Annotated in this window: 32 protein-coding genes; 30 read left to right on the forward strand and 2 right to left on the reverse strand. The window is 45.6% G+C overall.

The genetic code is table 11. The annotated features are described in order from the left end of the window. Nucleotides 1-70: 70 nt before the first annotated feature. Entirely contained in the window at nucleotides 71-298 is a 228-nt protein-coding gene (locus tag JKJ11_RS01490; protein WP_006075239.1) for a SlyX family protein, read from the reverse strand. 5 nt (nucleotides 299-303) lie between these two features. Further along, complete coding sequence (locus JKJ11_RS01495; protein ID WP_038223262.1) at nucleotides 304-1,284, reverse strand: WD40 repeat domain-containing protein; 981 nt, start codon at nucleotides 1,282-1,284, stop codon at nucleotides 304-306. Nucleotides 1,285-1,444: 160 nt separating this feature from the next. Here JKJ11_RS01495 and fkpA point away from each other — a divergent pair, with 160 nt between their 5' ends. The 30 genes from fkpA (at nucleotide 1,445) to rpsE (ending at nucleotide 18,597) form a co-directional block, all read left to right on the forward strand. Further along, nucleotides 1,445-2,230, forward strand: a complete 786-nt coding sequence (fkpA, locus tag JKJ11_RS01500) for an FKBP-type peptidyl-prolyl cis-trans isomerase (RefSeq protein WP_038224550.1) — start codon at nucleotides 1,445-1,447, stop codon at nucleotides 2,228-2,230. A 223-nt stretch (nucleotides 2,231-2,453) separates the two neighbouring features. Continuing rightward, nucleotides 2,454-3,128, forward strand: coding sequence for a helix-turn-helix transcriptional regulator (locus JKJ11_RS01505; protein WP_051647237.1), 675 nt, complete (start codon nucleotides 2,454-2,456; stop codon nucleotides 3,126-3,128). 1 nt (nucleotide 3,129) lies between these two features. Then, entirely contained in the window at nucleotides 3,130-3,525 is a 396-nt protein-coding gene (tusD, locus tag JKJ11_RS01510) for a sulfurtransferase complex subunit TusD (RefSeq protein ID WP_252038666.1), read from the forward strand. Continuing rightward, nucleotides 3,522-3,878: a sulfurtransferase complex subunit TusC gene (gene tusC / locus JKJ11_RS01515; RefSeq protein WP_252038667.1), complete on the forward strand. Its 357-nt coding sequence runs from the start codon at nucleotides 3,522-3,524 to the stop codon at nucleotides 3,876-3,878. Before tusD ends, tusC begins: the two co-directional genes overlap by 4 nt. A 10-nt stretch (nucleotides 3,879-3,888) precedes the next feature. Beyond that, the gene (gene tusB, locus JKJ11_RS01520; RefSeq protein WP_038224546.1) at nucleotides 3,889-4,152 is read left to right on the forward strand and encodes a sulfurtransferase complex subunit TusB; all 264 of its coding nucleotides are present in this window, start codon (nucleotides 3,889-3,891) and stop codon (nucleotides 4,150-4,152) included. 175 nt (nucleotides 4,153-4,327) lie between these two features. After that, a complete protein-coding gene (rpsL, locus tag JKJ11_RS01525) occupies nucleotides 4,328-4,702 on the forward strand; it encodes a 30S ribosomal protein S12 (protein ID WP_004399892.1) in 375 nt (124 codons plus the stop codon). Between the two features lie 97 nt (nucleotides 4,703-4,799). After that, nucleotides 4,800-5,270: a 30S ribosomal protein S7 gene (rpsG, locus tag JKJ11_RS01530; protein ID WP_031493416.1), complete on the forward strand. Its 471-nt coding sequence runs from the start codon at nucleotides 4,800-4,802 to the stop codon at nucleotides 5,268-5,270. A 77-nt stretch (nucleotides 5,271-5,347) separates the two neighbouring features. Further along, entirely contained in the window at nucleotides 5,348-7,444 is a 2,097-nt protein-coding gene (fusA, locus tag JKJ11_RS01535) for an elongation factor G (RefSeq protein WP_038224544.1), read from the forward strand. A gap of 123 nt (nucleotides 7,445-7,567) precedes the next feature. Further along, on the forward strand, nucleotides 7,568-8,752 hold the full coding sequence (gene tuf, locus JKJ11_RS01540) for an elongation factor Tu (RefSeq protein WP_062462317.1): 1,185 nt from the start codon (nucleotides 7,568-7,570) through the stop codon (nucleotides 8,750-8,752). A gap of 183 nt (nucleotides 8,753-8,935) precedes the next feature. Continuing rightward, nucleotides 8,936-9,124, forward strand: a complete 189-nt coding sequence (locus JKJ11_RS01545) for a (2Fe-2S)-binding protein (RefSeq protein WP_062462315.1) — start codon at nucleotides 8,936-8,938, stop codon at nucleotides 9,122-9,124. Nucleotides 9,125-9,206: 82 nt separating this feature from the next. Further along, nucleotides 9,207-9,683, forward strand: a complete 477-nt coding sequence (gene bfr / locus JKJ11_RS01550; RefSeq protein ID WP_038228832.1) for a bacterioferritin — start codon at nucleotides 9,207-9,209, stop codon at nucleotides 9,681-9,683. Between the two features lie 382 nt (nucleotides 9,684-10,065). After that, the gene (rpsJ, locus tag JKJ11_RS01555) at nucleotides 10,066-10,377 is read left to right on the forward strand and encodes a 30S ribosomal protein S10 (RefSeq protein WP_031495630.1); all 312 of its coding nucleotides are present in this window, start codon (nucleotides 10,066-10,068) and stop codon (nucleotides 10,375-10,377) included. 14 nt (nucleotides 10,378-10,391) lie between these two features. Next, a complete protein-coding gene (rplC, locus tag JKJ11_RS01560) occupies nucleotides 10,392-11,021 on the forward strand; it encodes a 50S ribosomal protein L3 (RefSeq protein ID WP_006075756.1) in 630 nt (209 codons plus the stop codon). Between the two features lie 16 nt (nucleotides 11,022-11,037). Beyond that, nucleotides 11,038-11,640 (forward strand): 50S ribosomal protein L4, encoded by a 603-nt coding sequence (gene rplD, locus JKJ11_RS01565; RefSeq protein ID WP_038228833.1) that lies wholly within the window; start codon nucleotides 11,038-11,040, stop codon nucleotides 11,638-11,640. Further along, the gene (gene rplW, locus JKJ11_RS01570; RefSeq protein WP_031495626.1) at nucleotides 11,637-11,939 is read left to right on the forward strand and encodes a 50S ribosomal protein L23; all 303 of its coding nucleotides are present in this window, start codon (nucleotides 11,637-11,639) and stop codon (nucleotides 11,937-11,939) included. Before rplD ends, rplW begins: the two co-directional genes overlap by 4 nt. Nucleotides 11,940-11,955: 16 nt before the next feature. Further along, a complete protein-coding gene (rplB, locus tag JKJ11_RS01575; RefSeq protein ID WP_031495624.1) occupies nucleotides 11,956-12,780 on the forward strand; it encodes a 50S ribosomal protein L2 in 825 nt (274 codons plus the stop codon). A 19-nt stretch (nucleotides 12,781-12,799) separates the two neighbouring features. Then, on the forward strand, nucleotides 12,800-13,078 hold the full coding sequence (gene rpsS, locus JKJ11_RS01580; RefSeq protein ID WP_031495622.1) for a 30S ribosomal protein S19: 279 nt from the start codon (nucleotides 12,800-12,802) through the stop codon (nucleotides 13,076-13,078). 10 nt (nucleotides 13,079-13,088) lie between these two features. Beyond that, nucleotides 13,089-13,421, forward strand: coding sequence for a 50S ribosomal protein L22 (gene rplV, locus JKJ11_RS01585; RefSeq protein ID WP_031495620.1), 333 nt, complete (start codon nucleotides 13,089-13,091; stop codon nucleotides 13,419-13,421). A gap of 16 nt (nucleotides 13,422-13,437) precedes the next feature. Further along, nucleotides 13,438-14,136: a 30S ribosomal protein S3 gene (gene rpsC / locus JKJ11_RS01590; protein ID WP_006075724.1), complete on the forward strand. Its 699-nt coding sequence runs from the start codon at nucleotides 13,438-13,440 to the stop codon at nucleotides 14,134-14,136. A gap of 11 nt (nucleotides 14,137-14,147) precedes the next feature. Then, entirely contained in the window at nucleotides 14,148-14,558 is a 411-nt protein-coding gene (gene rplP, locus JKJ11_RS01595; RefSeq protein WP_006075723.1) for a 50S ribosomal protein L16, read from the forward strand. Continuing rightward, nucleotides 14,558-14,749, forward strand: a complete 192-nt coding sequence (rpmC, locus tag JKJ11_RS01600; RefSeq protein ID WP_004736737.1) for a 50S ribosomal protein L29 — start codon at nucleotides 14,558-14,560, stop codon at nucleotides 14,747-14,749. The genes rplP and rpmC overlap by 1 nt, the downstream gene beginning before the upstream one ends. Continuing rightward, nucleotides 14,749-15,003, forward strand: a complete 255-nt coding sequence (gene rpsQ / locus JKJ11_RS01605; RefSeq protein WP_006075722.1) for a 30S ribosomal protein S17 — start codon at nucleotides 14,749-14,751, stop codon at nucleotides 15,001-15,003. Before rpmC ends, rpsQ begins: the two co-directional genes overlap by 1 nt. 159 nt (nucleotides 15,004-15,162) lie before the next feature. Further along, complete coding sequence (gene rplN / locus JKJ11_RS01610) at nucleotides 15,163-15,534, forward strand: 50S ribosomal protein L14 (RefSeq protein WP_006075569.1); 372 nt, start codon at nucleotides 15,163-15,165, stop codon at nucleotides 15,532-15,534. Between the two features lie 11 nt (nucleotides 15,535-15,545). Continuing rightward, complete coding sequence (gene rplX / locus JKJ11_RS01615) at nucleotides 15,546-15,863, forward strand: 50S ribosomal protein L24 (RefSeq protein ID WP_096994896.1); 318 nt, start codon at nucleotides 15,546-15,548, stop codon at nucleotides 15,861-15,863. 25 nt (nucleotides 15,864-15,888) lie between these two features. Next, entirely contained in the window at nucleotides 15,889-16,428 is a 540-nt protein-coding gene (gene rplE / locus JKJ11_RS01620) for a 50S ribosomal protein L5 (protein WP_006075572.1), read from the forward strand. 17 nt (nucleotides 16,429-16,445) lie between these two features. Beyond that, nucleotides 16,446-16,751 carry a 30S ribosomal protein S14 gene (rpsN, locus tag JKJ11_RS01625; protein WP_006075573.1) on the forward strand — a complete coding sequence of 102 codons (306 nt, stop codon included), beginning with the start codon at nucleotides 16,446-16,448 and terminating at the stop codon, nucleotides 16,749-16,751. A gap of 29 nt (nucleotides 16,752-16,780) precedes the next feature. Further along, nucleotides 16,781-17,173, forward strand: coding sequence for a 30S ribosomal protein S8 (rpsH, locus tag JKJ11_RS01630; protein ID WP_006075574.1), 393 nt, complete (start codon nucleotides 16,781-16,783; stop codon nucleotides 17,171-17,173). Nucleotides 17,174-17,185: 12 nt separating this feature from the next. Continuing rightward, complete coding sequence (gene rplF, locus JKJ11_RS01635) at nucleotides 17,186-17,719, forward strand: 50S ribosomal protein L6 (protein ID WP_031496829.1); 534 nt, start codon at nucleotides 17,186-17,188, stop codon at nucleotides 17,717-17,719. A 9-nt stretch (nucleotides 17,720-17,728) separates the two neighbouring features. Further along, nucleotides 17,729-18,082: a 50S ribosomal protein L18 gene (gene rplR / locus JKJ11_RS01640; protein ID WP_006075576.1), complete on the forward strand. Its 354-nt coding sequence runs from the start codon at nucleotides 17,729-17,731 to the stop codon at nucleotides 18,080-18,082. Nucleotides 18,083-18,096: 14 nt separating this feature from the next. Then, a complete protein-coding gene (gene rpsE, locus JKJ11_RS01645) occupies nucleotides 18,097-18,597 on the forward strand; it encodes a 30S ribosomal protein S5 (protein WP_006075577.1) in 501 nt (166 codons plus the stop codon). Nucleotides 18,598-18,604 lie beyond the last annotated feature (7 nt).

Consider the following 18,604-nt stretch of genomic DNA (forward strand, 5'->3'; position numbering starts at 1 on the left):
TGATTTAGCAGGACTTATAGATAATCCAAAAGCCCCAGCATTACGCAGGGGCTTTCTTATATCTGGACAATCAGTAATGAGGAGGGGGCGTTTCTTCTGAAGGATCGGCAAGGTTGGACGTATCCATATTTTTCACTTTACCAACAACATACTTCATTTGATCTTGCATTTTACTGATCAGTAGCTGCTGTTGAGTTAAGGCGTCATTGAGCTCTTCGATGGTCTGCTCTTGGAATGCCATTTTGCATTCCATATCGTTAATTCTCTCTTCGAGAGCCTGAACTTCTTTATTACTCATAATCTCTACTCACTCAAATTCCAAGCCTGCACAACACCGGCAGAAGAGGCTGAGAGGACGCGTTGGTTGCTCTCAAAAGCGGCATCATACACTACTCCTCGAGGCGGACGAACATCTTTTAACATCTCAACTTCGAAGCCTTCTATCCGTTTACCAGATTGCGTGTCCCAGATGACCATTCTAGAAGAGGGAGAGCCGGTGACTAAACGAGTGCCGTCATCGGAAAAGCGCGCAGAGGAGAAGATAAGCTGTCGAGTCCAGCTGCTTAGCTGACTGACCTCTTTGCCAGTTTTCAGATCCCAAATAATGGCATTATTTCCACTATCTGAAGTGAGGGCGTACAAACCATCGCGTTGTAGTTCCACTGTGCCGACCCGTTGCTCATGTTCAAATTGCTGTAATATTTGACCAGATTCGGTGCTCCAGAAGTAAGCATTATGGTCGTTGCCTCCTGATAGTGCGTATTTTCCATTAGGCGATAGTGAAACAGAATTCACTTTTTCTACATGAGCGAGGAACTCTAGGCGCCTTCCAGTGACTAAATCGATGAATATGGCTTTACCATTACTGAGACCAATAAGCACTTCATCGCCATTATTGCCCAAAGCGATGTCTTGTATGAGTCCGTCAGAGATAGACCAAAGTCCGGTAGATTGAGACCAGGCTAAATCCCAGACGGCGAAGTTGGTTTGTGTGGCAGTGACAGCAAAGCGGCCATTATCGCTAAAACGAATGAGGGAAATAATATTCTGCTCAGGATCTTGAATGCCCAAGCGAGCTAACAGTTTGTTTTGGTTGAGGTCCCATAGCTGAAGGTGCTGCTGCTTGGAGTAAAGCAAGGCGAATCTGGCATCGCGGCTTAACGCAATGGCACTGGTTCCCTCTAGCGCTAGGTCCCATTGTCTCTCTGAATCACTGGAGAAAAAGCAGCCATTTAACAGGCTGATGACAATTAACCACAGCACAGAATGAGATATTATTCGCATCATTAGCGTTATTCCACGTTGAGTCTTGAGTTTAAGCTAGTATATTTAAAGCTTGAGCTATGTAGAAATAGTTACTAGATTGAGATAGTTACGCATGCTGCGCTGAAAGACAAGTTTAATAAGTATGAGTAGGCGTTGAATTCCATAATCGGAGAATTAAATGAAATCACTATTTAAAGTGTCGCTACTTGCTGCGACAGTAATGTTGGCAGTCGGTTGTCAAAAAGAAGAACCAAAAGCAGAGCCAGCGGCGCAAGAGCAAGTTCAAGCGGAGACAGGCAAAGCGGTTCACTTTAAGACAGAAGATGATAAAGCAGCTTACGCAATCGGCGTTTCTTTCGCTAACTACCTAAGCACGAGCATTGAAAAACCGGCTGAGTTTGGCATCGAGCTGAAGAAAGAACTGGTTCTTAAAGGTATAGAACAAGCGTTTGCGGGTAAAGCTGAACTGACAGAAGATGAGATTCGTGCTGCACTGGAAGGTTTAGACAAGCGTGTTGCTGAAACTATGCAGAAGCAATCAGAAGAAAAAGCGGCTGCAGCTAAGAAAGCTGGTGACGATTTCCGTGCTGAATTCGAGAAACAAGATGGTGTGACTAAAACAGACTCTGGCTTACTGTACCAAGTAGAAACAGAAGGTACTGGTGCGCAACCAAAAGAGACTGACACAGTAGAAGTACACTACAAAGGTACTTTGATTGACGGCACTCAATTTGATAGCTCATACGATCGTGGTCAACCAGCGACATTCCCGCTTAACCGTGTTATTCCAGGTTGGACTGAAGGTGTTCAGCTAATGAAAGTGGGTTCTAAATACAAGTTCGTTATCCCACCAGAGTTAGCTTATGGCGAGCAAGACACACCAACGATTCCTGCGAACTCTACCTTGGTATTTGAAGTGGAGCTGCTAAAAATCGATGGCGATGACGCTCAAGCAACTCAATAATTAATGCATTGAACGATAAAGACTCACTACGGTGGGTCTTTTTTTAGTTTGATGAAAGCCACGGTAGATAAAAAACTGCACTTTTTTTGCCCTAAATCACTTGTTAGAGACATACTTAGAGGTCAGCTTCAAATTTTCTGATAAACTTACGGTAATTTTTTTAAGTTATCTCTAGGGTCAAAGTACAGTGACTGAAATTACCAATCCCGATGAGCTGCTTGAAATGGAGTCAGTCGATGTGGCGCCATTTAGCGAGCATGACAAAATCATCCTTAAGTCCTATGAGGCCGTGGTCGATGGATTAGCGAGTTTAATTGGTCCATTTTGTGAAATCGTTTTGCACTCACTGGAGTCGTTAAATACTTCCGCGGTGAAAATTGCCAACGGTGAAAACACAGGGCGTCAAGTTGGCTCACCAATAACCGACCTGGCTCTTAAGATGCTCAAAGATATCGAAGGCTCTGAGCGTAACTTCTCTCGCTCATACTTCACTCGCGCTAAAGGCGGCGTGCTGATGAAGTCGATTACTATTGCGATTCGCAATGGTGATAATCGTGTCATTGGTTTGCTGTGTATTAACGTGAACTTAGATGCGCCATTCTCGCAAATCCTTCAATCTTTTATGCCTACACAAGATGCAAAAGATGCCGCATCTTCAGTAAACTTTGCCAGTGATGTAGAAGAGCTAGTAGACCAAACCGTAGAACGCACTATCGAAGACATCAATGCGGATAAATCGGTATCGAACAATACTAAGAACCGCCAGATTGTTATGGAGCTCTACGACAAAGGTATTTTTGATATTAAAGATGCGATAAATCGTGTCGCAGATCGTCTCAATATCTCAAAACACACCGTTTATCTCTATATCCGTCAGCGTAAGACTGAGGACGAATAACGTGTCTGCGTTAACCTATACATTAGTTATCAATGGATCGGTTTATGGGACTCAGTCTGCACGTAACGCGTTGCTCTTTGCTAAGGCTCTTATTGCTAGAGGACATAAGCTAGTGAGTGTGTTCTTTTATCAGGATGGGATTCACAATGCGTCGCGCCTTGTGGTACCTGCGAATGATGAGCTAGATTTGACAGCTGAGTGGCAGAGTTTGGCACAAGATTATGGTGTACGCTTAGAAACGTGCGTTGCCGCCTCTTTGCGACGTGGTGTCTTGGGTGTTGACGAAGCCTCACAACATACGCGCGATGTCGATAACTTAGCTCCAGGCTTTGAACTCGCTGGGTTGGGGAGCCTCGCCAGCGCTATGTTAACGCAAGACAGGGTGGTGCAGTTTTGACAACACTAGCGTTTGTATTTAACTCATTACCACATTCAACAGCAAAAGGGCGTGAAGGACTAGATGCACTGTTGGCGACATCGGCGTTTACTGAAGACATCAAAGTATTCTTTGTTGGCGCAGGTGTTAATCAGCTCAGACAAAACCAACACAGTGCCGACGTGTTATCACGTGACTACATCAGCGCATTTAAGCTGATGGAGTTGTATGACATTGAAGACGTCTTTGTCTGCGAGCAGAGTATGCTGCAATATCAGCTAGACCCCGAGCAACTGGTTATTGGTGCACAAGTAGTTGAAACGGGTGAAATTGCCAAACAGTTGAGTCTTTGTCATAAAGTATTAACGTTCTAGGTCTCCCTTTATGCTTCATATCATCAAAACCGAAATTGGCTACCAACAAGCACTTCGCTATTTATCGCAAGATGACCAAGTAATTTTGGTCGAAAATGCGTGTTATTTAATCACTGACAAAAACTTAACGTTACCTTCGGCGTGTTTCGTGTTGCAACCGGATCTTAGTGCTAGAGGGTTGATGCCTCTAGTATCAGAATCAACTCAAGTTGTGGATTTTAATGGGTTTGTTGAACTCACCGAACGACATGTTAATAGTACTACTTGGGAGTAGTCGTTTCATATCGCTTGCTGTAAACATGAAAACCCGGCAGTTAATCTAAAAAAGATCTGTATATTTCTTGACACACCTCCCACTGCTGCATAGAATTTTGCGTCCCTAATTGCCATTGGCGGTTAGGGCTAGATTTTTCACAAAGCTTACTTTCAAGTAAATCAGGAGCTAGTTAATGGCAACTATTAACCAGTTGGTACGTAAGCCTCGTGCAAAGCAAGTTGTTAAAAGCAACGTGCCTGCACTAGAAGCGTGCCCACAAAAACGTGGTGTATGTACTCGTGTTTACACTACTACACCTAAAAAACCTAACTCAGCACTTCGTAAAGTATGTCGTGTTCGTCTAACGAACGGCTTCGAAGTGACTTCGTACATCGGCGGTGAAGGTCACAACCTTCAAGAGCACAGTGTTGTTCTAATCCGTGGTGGTCGTGTTAAAGACCTTCCGGGTGTACGTTACCACACTGTTCGCGGCGCACTAGACTGTGCTGGCGTAAATGACCGTAAACAAGGTCGTTCTAAGTACGGTGTGAAGCGTCCTAAGTCTTAATGGATTCCGTTAAGTAAGGCCAAACACTAAATTATTTTTAATTTTTGAAGAAACTGTAAAGTTTTGGATAACCTGAAGAAGACAACGGAGAATATCCATGCCACGTCGTCGCGTAATTGGTCAGCGTAAGATCCTTCCAGATCCTAAGTTCAAATCTGAATTGCTGGCAAAGTTCGTTAACATCCTTATGGTTGACGGAAAGAAATCTACTGCAGAGAAAATTGTTTACACTGCACTAGAAGCTATGGCTGAGAAGTCTGGTAAAGACCACTTAGCTGTATTTGAAGAAGCTCTTGAAAATGTTCGCCCAGCGGTAGAAGTTAAATCTCGCCGTGTAGGTGGTTCAACTTACCAAGTACCTGTAGAAGTTCGTCCGGTTCGCCGTAACGCACTTGCTATGCGTTGGTTGGTTGAAGCTGCGCGTAAGCGTGGTGAAAAATCTATGGCTCAACGCCTAGCTGCTGAAATGCTAGACGCGTCTGAGAACAAAGGTACTGCGGTTAAGAAACGTGAAGACGTTCACCGCATGGCTGACGCTAACAAAGCGTTTGCTCATTACCGCTGGTAATACCTTTTCAGTGCTGCGAGGTTCTCTCGCAGCACTTTTCTATACTCTAAGGTTAACCTTAGTAAGAGGATACAATCGTGGCTCGTAAAACTCCTATTGAGCGCTATCGTAATATCGGTATCGTTGCTCACGTAGATGCAGGTAAAACAACCACAAGTGAGCGTATTCTGTTCTACACTGGCCTTTCTCACAAAATCGGCGAAGTTCACGATGGTGCTGCAACCATGGACTGGATGGAGCAGGAGCAAGAGCGTGGTATCACTATCACATCTGCTGCTACTACTACCTTCTGGCGTGGTATGGAAGCACAATTCCAAGATCATCGCGTAAACATCATTGATACCCCTGGACACGTTGACTTTACTATCGAAGTAGAGCGTTCTTTGCGTGTGCTTGATGGTGCAGTGGTTGTATTCTGTGGCTCATCAGGTGTTGAACCTCAGTCTGAAACTGTATGGCGTCAAGCTGATAAATATCACGTTCCACGTATGGTATTTGTGAACAAGATGGACCGTGCAGGCGCAGACTTCCTACGCGTTGTGGACCAAATTAAAAATCGTCTCGGTGCGAACCCAGTTCCAATCCAATTAAATATTGGTGCAGAAGATGAGTTCAAAGGTGTCATCGACCTTATCAAGATGAAAGCAATCAACTGGAACGATGCCGATCAAGGCATGACCTTCACTTACGAAGAGATTCCAGCAGAACTGCAAGATGAAGCTGAAGAGTGGCGCAACAACATGGTTGAAGCCGCTGCAGAAGCAAGCGAAGAGCTGATGGATAAATACCTTGAAGAAGGCGAACTAACGGAAGCTGAAATCAAGGCGGGTCTGCGTACTCGTACACTAAATAACGAAATTGTACTCGCAACATGTGGTAGTGCATTTAAGAACAAAGGTGTGCAAGCGGTACTAGACGCGGTTATCGAATATCTTCCTTCTCCAGTAGACGTACCTGCGATTAAAGGTATCGACGATGATGAGAACGAAGTAGAGCGTCACGCGGACGACAACGAACCATTCGCTGCACTTGCATTTAAGATTGCAACCGACCCGTTTGTAGGCACTCTAGCGTTTATGCGCGTTTACTCAGGTGTCGTAAACTCGGGTGATGCCGTTTATAACTCAGTGAAGCAAAAGCGTGAACGCTTTGGCCGTATCGTTCAAATGCACTCAAATAAGCGCGAAGAAGTAAAAGAAGTTCGTGCGGGTGACATTGCAGCAGCGATTGGTCTGAAAGACGTGACCACAGGTGACACACTATGCGATCAGAACCACAAAGTGATTCTAGAGCGTATGGAGTTCCCTGAGCCAGTTATTCAGATCGCGGTAGAGCCTCGCTCTCAAGCTGACCAAGAGAAAATGGGTATTGCGCTAGGTAAACTGGCAGCAGAAGACCCGTCGTTCCGTGTGGAAACCGATGACGAAACTGGCCAAACGCTAATTTCAGGTATGGGTGAGCTTCACCTAGACATCATCGTTGACCGTATGAAGCGCGAATTCAGTGTTGATTGCAACGTGGGTAAACCTCAAGTTGCGTACCGCGAAACGATTCGCGGCAGCACAGAAGTTGAAGGCAAATTTGTTCGCCAATCAGGTGGTCGTGGTCAATATGGTCACGTATGGCTTAAGCTTGAGCCATCTGAAGCGGGTGAAGGGTTTGTGTTCGTTGACGAGATCGTGGGTGGTGTGGTTCCTAAGGAATACATCAGCTCGGTATCGAAAGGTATCGAAGAGCAGATGAACAACGGTGTTCTTGCTGGCTATCCTGTACTGGATGTCAAAGCAACACTGTATGATGGCTCTTACCATGATGTCGACTCTAGCGAGATGGCGTTTAAGATCGCCGGCTCGATGGCCTTCAGAAAAGGTGCGCTTGAAGCACAACCTGTTCTGCTTGAGCCAATGATGAAGGTTGAAGTAACGACTCCAGAAGATTGGATGGGTGATGTTGTTGGTGACCTTAACCGTCGCCGCGGCATGATCGAAGGTATGGATGACGGCCACGCTGGCCTTAAGATCATCCGTGCACAAGTACCGCTCTCTGAGATGTTTGGTTACGCAACTGACTTGCGTAGTGCGACCCAAGGTCGTGCGTCATATTCGATGGAATTTAGCGAATACGCTGAGACTCCGAAGAATGTGGCGGATGCGATTATTGCACAGCGCAGCTAATCAGCTATTGTTTAGTAATGAATCTGTTGCGTTGAGTAAAATTGACGCATAAAATAGCAAATTCTGGCGCGCCCCGACAAAATTCGTTCTCGGGGCGAATCATAACTAGGAAGGAACACGATCGTGTCTAAAGAAAAATTTGAACGTACTAAACCGCACGTTAACGTTGGTACTATCGGCCACGTTGACCACGGTAAAACAACTCTAACTGCTGCAATCTGTACTACTCTAGCTAAAGTGTACGGCGGTGAAGCGAAAGACTTCGCATCTATCGATAACGCTCCAGAAGAGCGTGAGCGCGGTATCACAATCGCAACTTCTCACGTTGAGTACGACACTCCAACTCGTCACTACGCACACGTAGACTGCCCAGGACACGCGGATTATGTTAAAAACATGATCACTGGTGCTGCGCAAATGGACGGTGGTATCCTAGTTGTTGCTGCAACTGACGGCCCAATGCCTCAGACTCGTGAGCACATCCTACTAGGCCGTCAGGTTGGTATCCCTTACATCATCGTATTCATGAACAAGTGTGACATGGTTGATGATGAAGAGCTTCTAGAGCTAGTTGAAATGGAAGTTCGTGAACTTCTATCTGAGTATGATTTCCCAGGTGATGACCTACCAGTTATCCAAGGTTCTGCACTAGGCGCACTAAACGGCGAAGAGCAGTGGGAAGCGAAAATCGTTGAGCTTGCAGAAGCACTAGACTCTTACATCCCAGAGCCAGAGCGTGCAGTAGACCAACCGTTCCTACTACCAATCGAAGACGTATTCTCGATCCAAGGTCGTGGTACAGTTGTAACTGGTCGTATCGAGCGCGGTATCCTACGCGTAGGTGACGAAGTAGAAATCGTAGGTATCAAAGAGACTACAACTACTACTTGTACTGGTGTTGAGATGTTCCGTAAGCTTCTTGACGAAGGTCGTGCTGGTGAGAACGTTGGTGCACTTCTACGTGGTACTAAGCGTGACGAAGTTGAGCGTGGTCAAGTTCTTGCAGCTCCTGGCTCAATCAACCCACACACTAAGTTCGAGTCAGAAGTATACGTACTTTCTAAAGATGAAGGCGGCCGTCATACTCCGTTCTTCAAAGGCTACCGTCCACAGTTCTACTTCCGTACAACTGACGTAACTGGTGACATCTCTCTACCAGAAGGCGTAGAAATGGTAATGCCAGGTGACAACATCCAAATGCAAGTTGAGCTAATCGCTCCAATCGCAATGGACGAAGGTCTACGTTTCGCTATCCGTGAAGGTGGCCGTACAGTAGGTGCTGGTGTTGTTGCTAAGATCTTCGACTAATATTTAGTTGATAATCGCAATAAACATAAAAAGAGGAGCTTAGGCTCCTCTTTTTTTTGTGCGACTAAATGTATTTCTTGCTCAGTAGGTTAGCTGATTGCTGCCAGCTCAACCAAAAATAGCACTAGTAATGCTAACAATTCTCGTTTATATTTATATCCGTGAATTGTTTAAGGTTGTATTATGTTTGTTTGTCTTTGCCACGGCATCTCTGATAAAAAACTGCGTAAGCTTGCTATCGAAGAGGGTATCAGCGATATGCGCACCATCAGAAAATGCACTTCTCTTGGCTCTCAATGTGGTAAGTGTGTGAAACAAGCTAAAGAAATCTTGAGCGAAACACAGACGCTTCAGCTTGCAAAAGTAAGCTAACCTCAAGACCTTCGTCTGGTCACTTTGACACCTCCCCAATTGGTTCTACAGTTATTAATGAGCCAAAGAGGAGGGTTTTGTCATGAAAGGCGATCCAATCATAATTCAACATCTCAACAAAATACTGGGCAATGAACTCGTTGCTATCAATCAATACTTCCTTCACGCAAGAATGTACAAAGACTGGGGGCTAAAGCATCTAGCCGATAAGGAATACCATGAATCTATCGATGAGATGAAACACGCTGATCATCTTATTGAACGTATATTATTTTTGGAAGGTCTACCCAACCTCCAGGACTTGGGGAAGCTCATGATCGGAGAAGACACCAAAGAGATGCTCGAGTGCGACCTTAAACTTGAGATGGATGCGATACCAGACTTAAAAGATGCTATTGCTTATGCAGAAGATACGCGCGATTTCGTCTCAAGAGATCTGTTCCAAGATATTCTCGAAGATGAGGAGGAGCATGTCGATTGGCTAGAGACTCAATTGGGACTAATTGAAAAAGTCGGAATAGAAAACTACTTACAAGCACAGTTCGTCGACGAAGAATAATGAGGCTAAATGGTTTCCAAGGGCTTAAGCAACCAGCTTGAGCCCTTTTTAAATGACATTTCTGATTAATTTTCCCTCACCCCTTGCATACCTTTTTGTGATCTGTATAATGCGTCGCACTGGTTAAGCCAGTTGTGAACCAATGAGCAAAGAGGAGTAAGTGGATTACCTCGGTAAATCACTTAGTAACGTAGACTCAGCTTATGTTCGCAGTTAATACAATTAACCCGCTATCATTGATAGTAGGCTAATCGAAAATTAGCTGACAATGCGCTCAATTAGAGTGCTACGGTTTCACATAAATCAATCGGCATTCTCTCGCCTTCGCGAGTATGAGTGGCGATATTGTTTGTGTAATAATTAATTATTGGAGCTCTGTCTCATGCAGAACCAACGTATTCGTATCCGCCTAAAGGCTTTCGATTATAAACTAATCGACCAGTCTACTGCGGAAATCGTTGAAACAGCTAAGCGTACCGGCGCACAGGTTCGTGGTCCAATTCCACTACCTACTCGTAAAGAGCGTTTCACTGTTCTTATCTCTCCACACGTCAACAAAGATGCACGTGACCAGTACGAAATCCGTACTCACAAGCGTTTGATCGACATCGTTGAGCCAACAGACAAAACTGTTGACGCTCTAATGCGTCTTGATCTTGCTGCTGGCGTTGATGTTCAAATCAGCCTAGGTTAAGGGAGATTAGAAGAATGATTGGTCTAGTCGGACGTAAAGTGGGTATGACCCGCATTTTTACCGAAGAAGGCGTTTCTATCCCTGTAACAGTTGTTGAGGTTGAAGCGAACCGTGTAACTCAAGTACGTACACTTGATACTGACGGTTATGCAGCAATCCAGGTAACTGCAGGCGAAAAGAAAGCTAGCCGTGTTTCTAAGCCAGAAGCTGGCCACTTTGCGAAAGCAGGTGTTGAAGCAGGTCGTGGTCTTTGGGAATTCCGTTTGGAAAACGGTGAAGAGTTTGAAGTTGGCGCTGAGCTAAACGTAGAACTTTTCAACGACGTAAAAAAAGTAGACGTTACTGGCACATCTAAGGGTAAAGGTTTCCAAGGCGCTGTTAAGCGTTGGAACTTCGCTACTCAAGATATGACACACGGTAACTCATTGTCTCACCGTGCTCCGGGTTCAATTGGTCAATGCCAAACTCCAGGTCGCGTATTTAAAGGCAAGAAAATGGCAGGTCACATGGGTGCTGAGCGTGTAACGACTCAAAACCTAGAGATCGTACGTGTTGACGCTGAGCGCAATCTGCTTCTTATTAAAGGTGCAGTCCCAGGCGCAACTGGCGGCAACGTGATCGTAAAACCAGCTATTAAAGCTTAACGTCTAGGAGTAAGTAATGGAATTGATGGTTAAAGGTGCTGATGCACTAACTGTTTCCGAGACTACTTTCGGACGTGACTTCAACGAAGCTCTTGTACACCAAGTAGTTGTTGCTTTTGCAGCAGGTGCTCGTCAAGGTACTCGTGCTCAAAAGACTCGTTCTGAAGTATCTGGCGGTGGCGCTAAGCCATGGCGTCAAAAAGGTACTGGCCGTGCTCGTGCTGGTACAATTCGTAGCCCTATCTGGCGTACAGGTGGTGTTACTTTTGCTGCGAAACCACAAGATCACAGCCAAAAAGTAAACAAAAAAATGTACCGCGGTGCTATGAAGAGCATTCTTTCTGAGCTAGTTCGTCAAGAGCGTTTAATCGTTGTTGATAACTTCTCTGTAGAAGCTCCAAAAACCAAAGAGCTTGTAGCTAAGCTAAAAGAGCTTGAGCTAACAGATGCGCTTATCGTGACTAGCGAAGTAGATGAGAATCTATTCCTAGCTGCTCGTAACCTATACAAAGTTGACGCACGTGACGTTGCTGGTATCGACCCAGTTTCACTAATCGCGTTCGACAAAGTTGTAATTACTGCAGAAGCAGTTAAGCAAGTTGAGGAGATGCTAGCATGATCACTGAAGAGCGTATCCTAAAAGTTCTACGTGCTCCTCATATCTCTGAGAAAGCAACTATGGCAGCAGAGAAAGCGAACACTATCGTTTTCAAAGTAGCTAAAGATGCAACTAAGAAAGAGATCAAAGCAGCTGTAGAAAAGCTATTTGAAGTTGAAGTTAAGTCTGTAAATACTCTTATTCTTAAGGGTAAGACTAAACGTCAAGGTCTACGTCAAGGTCGCCGCAGCGACGTTAAGAAGGCGTATGTGACTCTGGCGGAAGGTCAAGATCTTGACTTCGTTGGCGGTGCGGAATAACAGGAGTAGTTAAACAATGGCTATTGTTAAATGTAAGCCGACTTCCCCTGGTCGTCGTCACGTAGTTAAAGTTGTTAACGCTGACCTACACAAAGGTAAGCCTTACGCTCCACTTCTAGAGAAAAACTCTAAGAATGGTGGTCGTAACAACAACGGTCGTATCACAGTACGTCACATCGGTGGTGGTCACAAGCATCACTATCGTTTGATTGATTTCAAACGTACTAAAGATGGCATCCCAGCGAAAGTTGAGCGCCTAGAATACGATCCAAACCGTAGCGCAAACATCGCTCTAGTTCTGTACGCAGACGGTGAGCGTCGCTACATCATTGCACCAAAAGGCATCCAAGCGGGTGACTCTATCCAGTCTGGTGTTGATGCGCCTATCAAAGCAGGTAACACTCTGCCGATGCGCAACATCCCAGTAGGTTCTACAGTACACTGTGTTGAACTGAAACCTGGTAAAGGTGCACAAATTGCTCGTTCTGCAGGTGCATACGCACAAATCATCGCTCGCGATGGTGCATATGTAACTCTACGCCTACGTTCTGGCGAAATGCGCAAAGTACTATCTGAAGGCCGTGCAACAATCGGTGAAGTAGGTAATGCTGAGCACATGCTACGCGAACTAGGTAAAGCTGGTGCTAGCCGCTGGCGCGGTGTTCGTCCAACCGTTCGCGGTGTGGTAATGAACCCGGTAGACCACCCACACGGTGGTGGTGAAGGTCGTACTTCTGGTGGCCGTCACCCAGTATCTCCTTGGGGTCAGCCAACTAAAGGCTTTAAGACTCGTAAGAACAAGCGCACTGACAAGTACATCGTACGTCGTCGTAACAAGTAATCTATAAAGAGGAATCGCCATGCCACGTTCTCTCAAGAAAGGTCCATTTATTGACCTACACTTGCTGAAGAAGGTAGAGAAAGCGGTGGAAAGCGGAGACAAAAAGCCTGTTAAGACTTGGTCCCGTCGTTCAATGATCATTCCATCAATGATTGGTTTGACCATCGCTGTCCATAATGGTCGTCAGCACGTACCAGTATTCGTAACCGAAGAAATGATCGGTCACAAGCTGGGCGAATTTGCACCAACTCGCACTTATCGCGGCCACGCTGCTGATAAGAAAGCTAAGAAGAAATAAGGAGTAGATGATGGAAGCTATCGCTAAACATAACTTTGCTCGTATTTCTCCACAGAAAGCTCGCTTAGTTGCAGACCAAATCCGCGGTAAAAACGTGGATCAAGCTCTTGAACTACTAACTTTCAGCAACAAAAAAGCTGCTGTACTAGTTAAGAAAGTTCTTGAATCAGCAATCGCGAATGCGGAACACAACGAAGGTGCAGATATCGACGATCTATCAGTCGCTAAAATCTTCGTAGATGAAGGCCCAATCATGAAGCGTATTATGCCTCGTGCAAAAGGCCGTGCGGACCGTATCTTGAAGCGTTCTTGCCACATCACTGTTGTTGTTGCAGACGCTTAAGACTAGGAGATAAGCAATGGGTCAGAAAGTACATCCTAATGGTATTCGTCTTGGCATCGTTAAGCCTTGGAATGCTACATGGTTTGCTAACACCAAAGAATTCGCTGACAACCTAGACGGCGACTTCAAGGTACGTCAGTTCCTTACTAAGGAACTAGCAAAAGCGTCTCTTTCACGCATCGTTATCGAGCGTCCAGCTAAGAGCATCCGTGTGACTATTCACACTGCTCGTCCTGGCGTTGTTATCGGTAAGAAAGGCGAAGACGTTGAGAAGCTACGCACTGCTGTAGCTAAAATCGCAGGTGTACCAGCGCAAATTAACATCGCTGAAGTACGTAAGCCTGAGCTAGATGGCCAACTTGTGGCTGATAGCATCGCGTCTCAACTTGAGCGTCGTGTTATGTTCCGTCGTGCTATGAAGCGTGCGGTACAAAATGCTATGCGTCTTGGCGCTAAAGGTATCAAAGTGGAAGTAAGCGGTCGTCTAGGCGGCGCTGAAATCGCACGTTCTGAGTGGTACCGTGAAGGCCGTGTGCCTCTACACACTCTACGTGCTGACATTGATTACGCAACTTCTTCGGCTCACACTCAATACGGTGTGATCGGCATTAAAGTTTGGATCTTCAAAGGTGAGATTCTAGGCGGTATGCCAGCAGCTAACGCTGTAGAGCCAAAAGGCGATAAGCCTAAGAAGCAGCGCAAAGGCCGTAAGTAAGGAGTCGACAGATGCTACAACCTAAACGTACTAAGTTCCGTAAGGTTCAGACTGGTCGCAACCGTGGTCTAGCTAAAGGTACAGACGTAAGCTTCGGCACATTCGGTCTTAAGGCTGTTGGTCGTGGTCGTCTTACTGCTCGTCAGATCGAAGCGGCTCGTCGTGCAATGACGCGTCACGTTAAGCGTCAAGGTAAAATCTGGATTCGTGTATTCCCAGACAAGCCTATCACAGAAAAACCACTAGAAGTTCGTCAAGGTAAGGGTAAAGGTAACGTTGAGTACTGGGTAGCCCAAATCCAACCTGGTAAGGTTATGTACGAAATGGACGGTGTACCTGAAGAGTTGGCACGTGAAGCGTTCCGCCTAGCGGCTCGCAAACTGCCGTTCAAAACTACATTTGTAACTAAGCAGGTGATGTGATGAAAGCACAAGATCTACGCGAAAAAAACGTTGAAGAGCTTAACGCTGAGCTTTTGAATTTGCTACGCGAACAGTTCAACTTGCGCATGCAAGCTGCAACTGGTCAGCTACAGCAAACTCATACTCTGAAAGCTGTACGCCGTGATATCGCACGTGTGAAAACTGTTTTGACTGAGAAGGCAGGCGCATAATGAGCGAACAAATCCGTACTCAACAAGGTCGTGTAATTAGCAACAAAGGCGACAAGTCTATTGTTGTTGCAATCGAACGCATGGTTAAACACCCAATTTACGGTAAATTCGTAAAGCGTACGACTAAACTACACGCACATGACGAAAACAACGAGTGTGGCATTGGCGACACAGTTGAAGTTCGTGAGTGCCGTCCACTGTCTAAGATGAAGTCTTGGACTTTGGTTAGCATTGTAGAAAAAGCGAAGATTTAATCGTTTTTTTTATGAAAATCAAGCGGCTCCAAATTTTTTTTGGGGCCGCTTATTTTTTGTCTACCCAATCACAAAAAAGGGTGGTACAATTCGCGTCCCTTTAAAGAGGCAGCCCGACCCGAGAGGGTCTAGTTTTTAATATTTAGCGGAGCACTAACAATGATCCAAATGCAAAGTACACTTGACGCAGCAGATAACTCTGGCGCGCGCAAGGTAATGTGTATTAAGGTTCTGGGTGGCTCACACCGTCGTTATGCACACATCGGCGACATCATCAAAGTTACTGTGAAAGAAGCAATTCCTCGCGGTAAAGTTAAAAAAGGTGATGTTCTGAAGGCGGTAGTTGTTCGCACCCGTAAAGGCGTTCGTCGTCCAGACGGTTCTGTCATTCGCTTCGACCGTAATGCTTGTGTATTGTTAAACGACACTACTGAGCAACCAGTCGGCACACGTATCTTTGGTCCTGTGACTCGTGAACTTCGTAACGCGAAATTCATGAAAATTGTGTCACTAGCACCTGAAGTTCTGTAAGGAGCGTCAACATGGCAGCTAAAATCCGTCGTAACGACGAAGTAATCGTTCTTGCTGGTAAAGATAAAGGCAAGAAAGGTAAAGTAACTAAGGTTCTAGCAACCGGTAAAGTTATCGTTGAAGGTATCAACCTTGTTAAAAAACACCAAAAGCCTGTACCGGCTCTAGGTCAACAAGGTGGCATCGTTGAACAAGAAGCAGCTATTGATGCTTCTAACGTTGCAATCTTTAACGCGGCTACTGGCAAAGCTGACCGCATCGGTTTCCGTATCGAAGATGGCAAGAAAGTTCGTTTCTTCAAGTCTAACGGTGAAACTGTTTCTAACTAATTAGAAAGTAATTTGGAGTTCTACTATGGCGAAACTGCATGATTACTACAAGTCGTCTGTAGTTGCTGAATTGACCAAACAATTCAACTACTCAAGCGTCATGCAAGTCCCTAGGATTGAGAAAATCACCCTAAACATGGGCGTTGGTGAAGCAATCAACGATAAGAAACTGCTAGAAAACGCAGCAGCTGATATGGCAACGATCTCTGGTCAAAAGCCTCTTATCACTAAAGCGCGTAAATCTGTTGCTGGTTTCAAAATTCGTGAAGGCTACCCAATTGGTTGTAAAGTAACCTTGCGTGGCGAACGTATGTGGGAATTTTTAGAGCGTTTAATCTCTATCGCACTTCCACGTGTACGTGACTTCCGTGGCGTTAGCGCTAAGTCTTTTGACGGACGCGGTAACTACAGCATGGGCGTTCGCGAGCAAATCATCTTCCCGGAAATCGACTACGATAAAGTAGATCGTGTTCGCGGCCTAGACATCACTATTACGACGTCTGCTGCAAACGATGAGGAAGGCCGAGCTCTGCTGGCTGCCTTTAACTTCCCATTCCGTAAGTAAGGTGAAGGGTTACTGTTATGGCTAAACAATCAATGAAAGCGCGCGAAGTAAAACGCGCGAAGCTAGTAGCTAAGTTCGCTGAAAAGCGTGCAGCTCTAAAAGCTATCATCAGCGATGTAAACGCATCTGAAGAAGATCGTTGGAACGCGGTTCTTAAACTGCAGACTCTTCCACGTGATTCAAGTGCATCACGTCAGCGCAACCGTTGCAACCAAACTGGTCGCCCACACGGTTACCTACGTAAGTTCGGTCTAAGCCGTATCAAAGTTCGTGAAGCTTGCATGAAAGGCGAGATTCCTGGACTTCGTAAGGCTAGCTGGTAATTGCCACTTAATCATTTGGAGTAAATCTTATGAGCATGCAAGATCCGATTTCGGATATGCTGACCCGCATTCGTAACGGTCAGGCAGCAAACAAAGTTGCTGTTAAAATGCCTTCTTCAAAGCTTAAAGTTGCAATTGCTGCACTACTGAAAGCTGAAGGTTACATCGTTGACTTCGCTGTTGAAGGCGAAGCAAAACCAGAGCTAGAAGTTACTCTTAAGTACTTCCAAGCGAAACCTGTAATTGAGCAAATCAAACGTGTTTCACGTCCTGGTCTGCGTGTCTACAAAAACAAAGACTCGCTACCAACTGTGATGGGCGGTTTGGGTATTGCTGTTGTTTCTACTTCCAAGGGTCTGATGTCAGACCGCGCTGCGCGTAAAGCAGGTCTTGGCGGTGAAATCATCTGTTACGTAGCTTAATAGGAGTAGATTATGTCTCGTGTTGCTAAGGCACCTGTCGCTATTCCAGCTGGCGTAGAGGTGAAACTTAACGGTCAAGAAATTACCGTTAAAGGCGCTAAAGGCGAACTAACTCGCGTTCTAAACAACGCTGTAGTTATTGCGCAAGAAGAGAACAACCTTACTTTCGGTCCACGCGACGGTGTTGCTAACGCATGGGCACAAGCAGGTACTGCTCGTGCACTAGTAAACAACATGGTTGTTGGTGTTACTGAAGGCTTTACTAAGAAGCTAACTCTTAAAGGTGTAGGTTACCGTGCTGCTATCAAAGGCAACGCTGTAGGTCTAACACTAGGCTTCTCTCACCCAGTTGAGCACGAGTTGCCAGCGGGTATTAAAGCTGAATGTCCAAGCCAAACTGAAATCGTGATCACTGGTTGTGACAAGCAACTTGTTGGTCAAGTAGCGGCTGACATTCGTTCTTACCGTGAGCCTGAGCCTTATAAAGGTAAAGGTGTTCGTTACGCAGATGAAAATGTGCGTACTAAAGAAGCTAAGAAGAAGTAAGGTAACACTATGGATAAGAAAGCATCTCGCATCCGTCGTGCTACACGTGCACGTCGTAAGATTGCAGAACTGGGTGCAACTCGCCTAGTAGTACACCGTACTCCTCGTCACGTTTACGCTCAAGTAATCGCAGCGAACGGCTCTGAAGTAATCGCAGCCGCTTCTACGGTAGAAAAAGCAATTCGTGAAGAAGTTAAGAGTACTGGTAACATCGATGCAGCTAAAGCAGTAGGTAAAGCTATTGCTGAGCGCGCGCTTGAGAAAGGCGTATCTGCTGTTGCATTCGATCGTTCTGGTTTCCAATACCACGGTCGAGTAGCGGCGCTAGCAGAATCTGCTCGCGAAGCTGGTCTGAAATTCTAAGGTAGGGTTGGAAGATGGCTAAAGAACAACAACAAGCTAGTGATTTGCAAGAAAAGCTAATCGCAGTTAACCGTGTTTCTAAGACGGTTAAAGGTGGTCGAATCATGAGCTTCACTGCACTAACAGTAGTTGGTGACGGTAACGGTCGTGTAGGTTTCGGTTACGGTAAAGCCCGTGAAGTTCCTGCTGCGATTCAAAAAGCAATGGAAAAAGCGCGTCGTAACATGGTTACTGTAGCGCTAAACGAAGGCACTCTTCACCACCCGGTGAAAGGTCGCCACTCTGGCTCTAAAGTTTACATGCAGCCAGCAGCAGAAGGTACGGGTGTTATCGCAGGTGGTGCGATGCGTGCAGTACTAGAAGTTGCAGGTGTACACAACGTACTATCTAAAGCATACGGTTCTACGAACCCTATCAACATCGTTCGTGCAACGATCGACGCTCTAGACAGCATGAAGTCACCAGAAATGGTTGCTGCTAAACGTGGTCTAACTGTTGAAGCTATTTCGGAGTAAGAACACC

Source organism: Vibrio sp. SCSIO 43133 (assembly GCF_023716845.1).
Classification (GTDB): domain Bacteria; phylum Pseudomonadota; class Gammaproteobacteria; order Enterobacterales; family Vibrionaceae; genus Vibrio; species Vibrio mediterranei.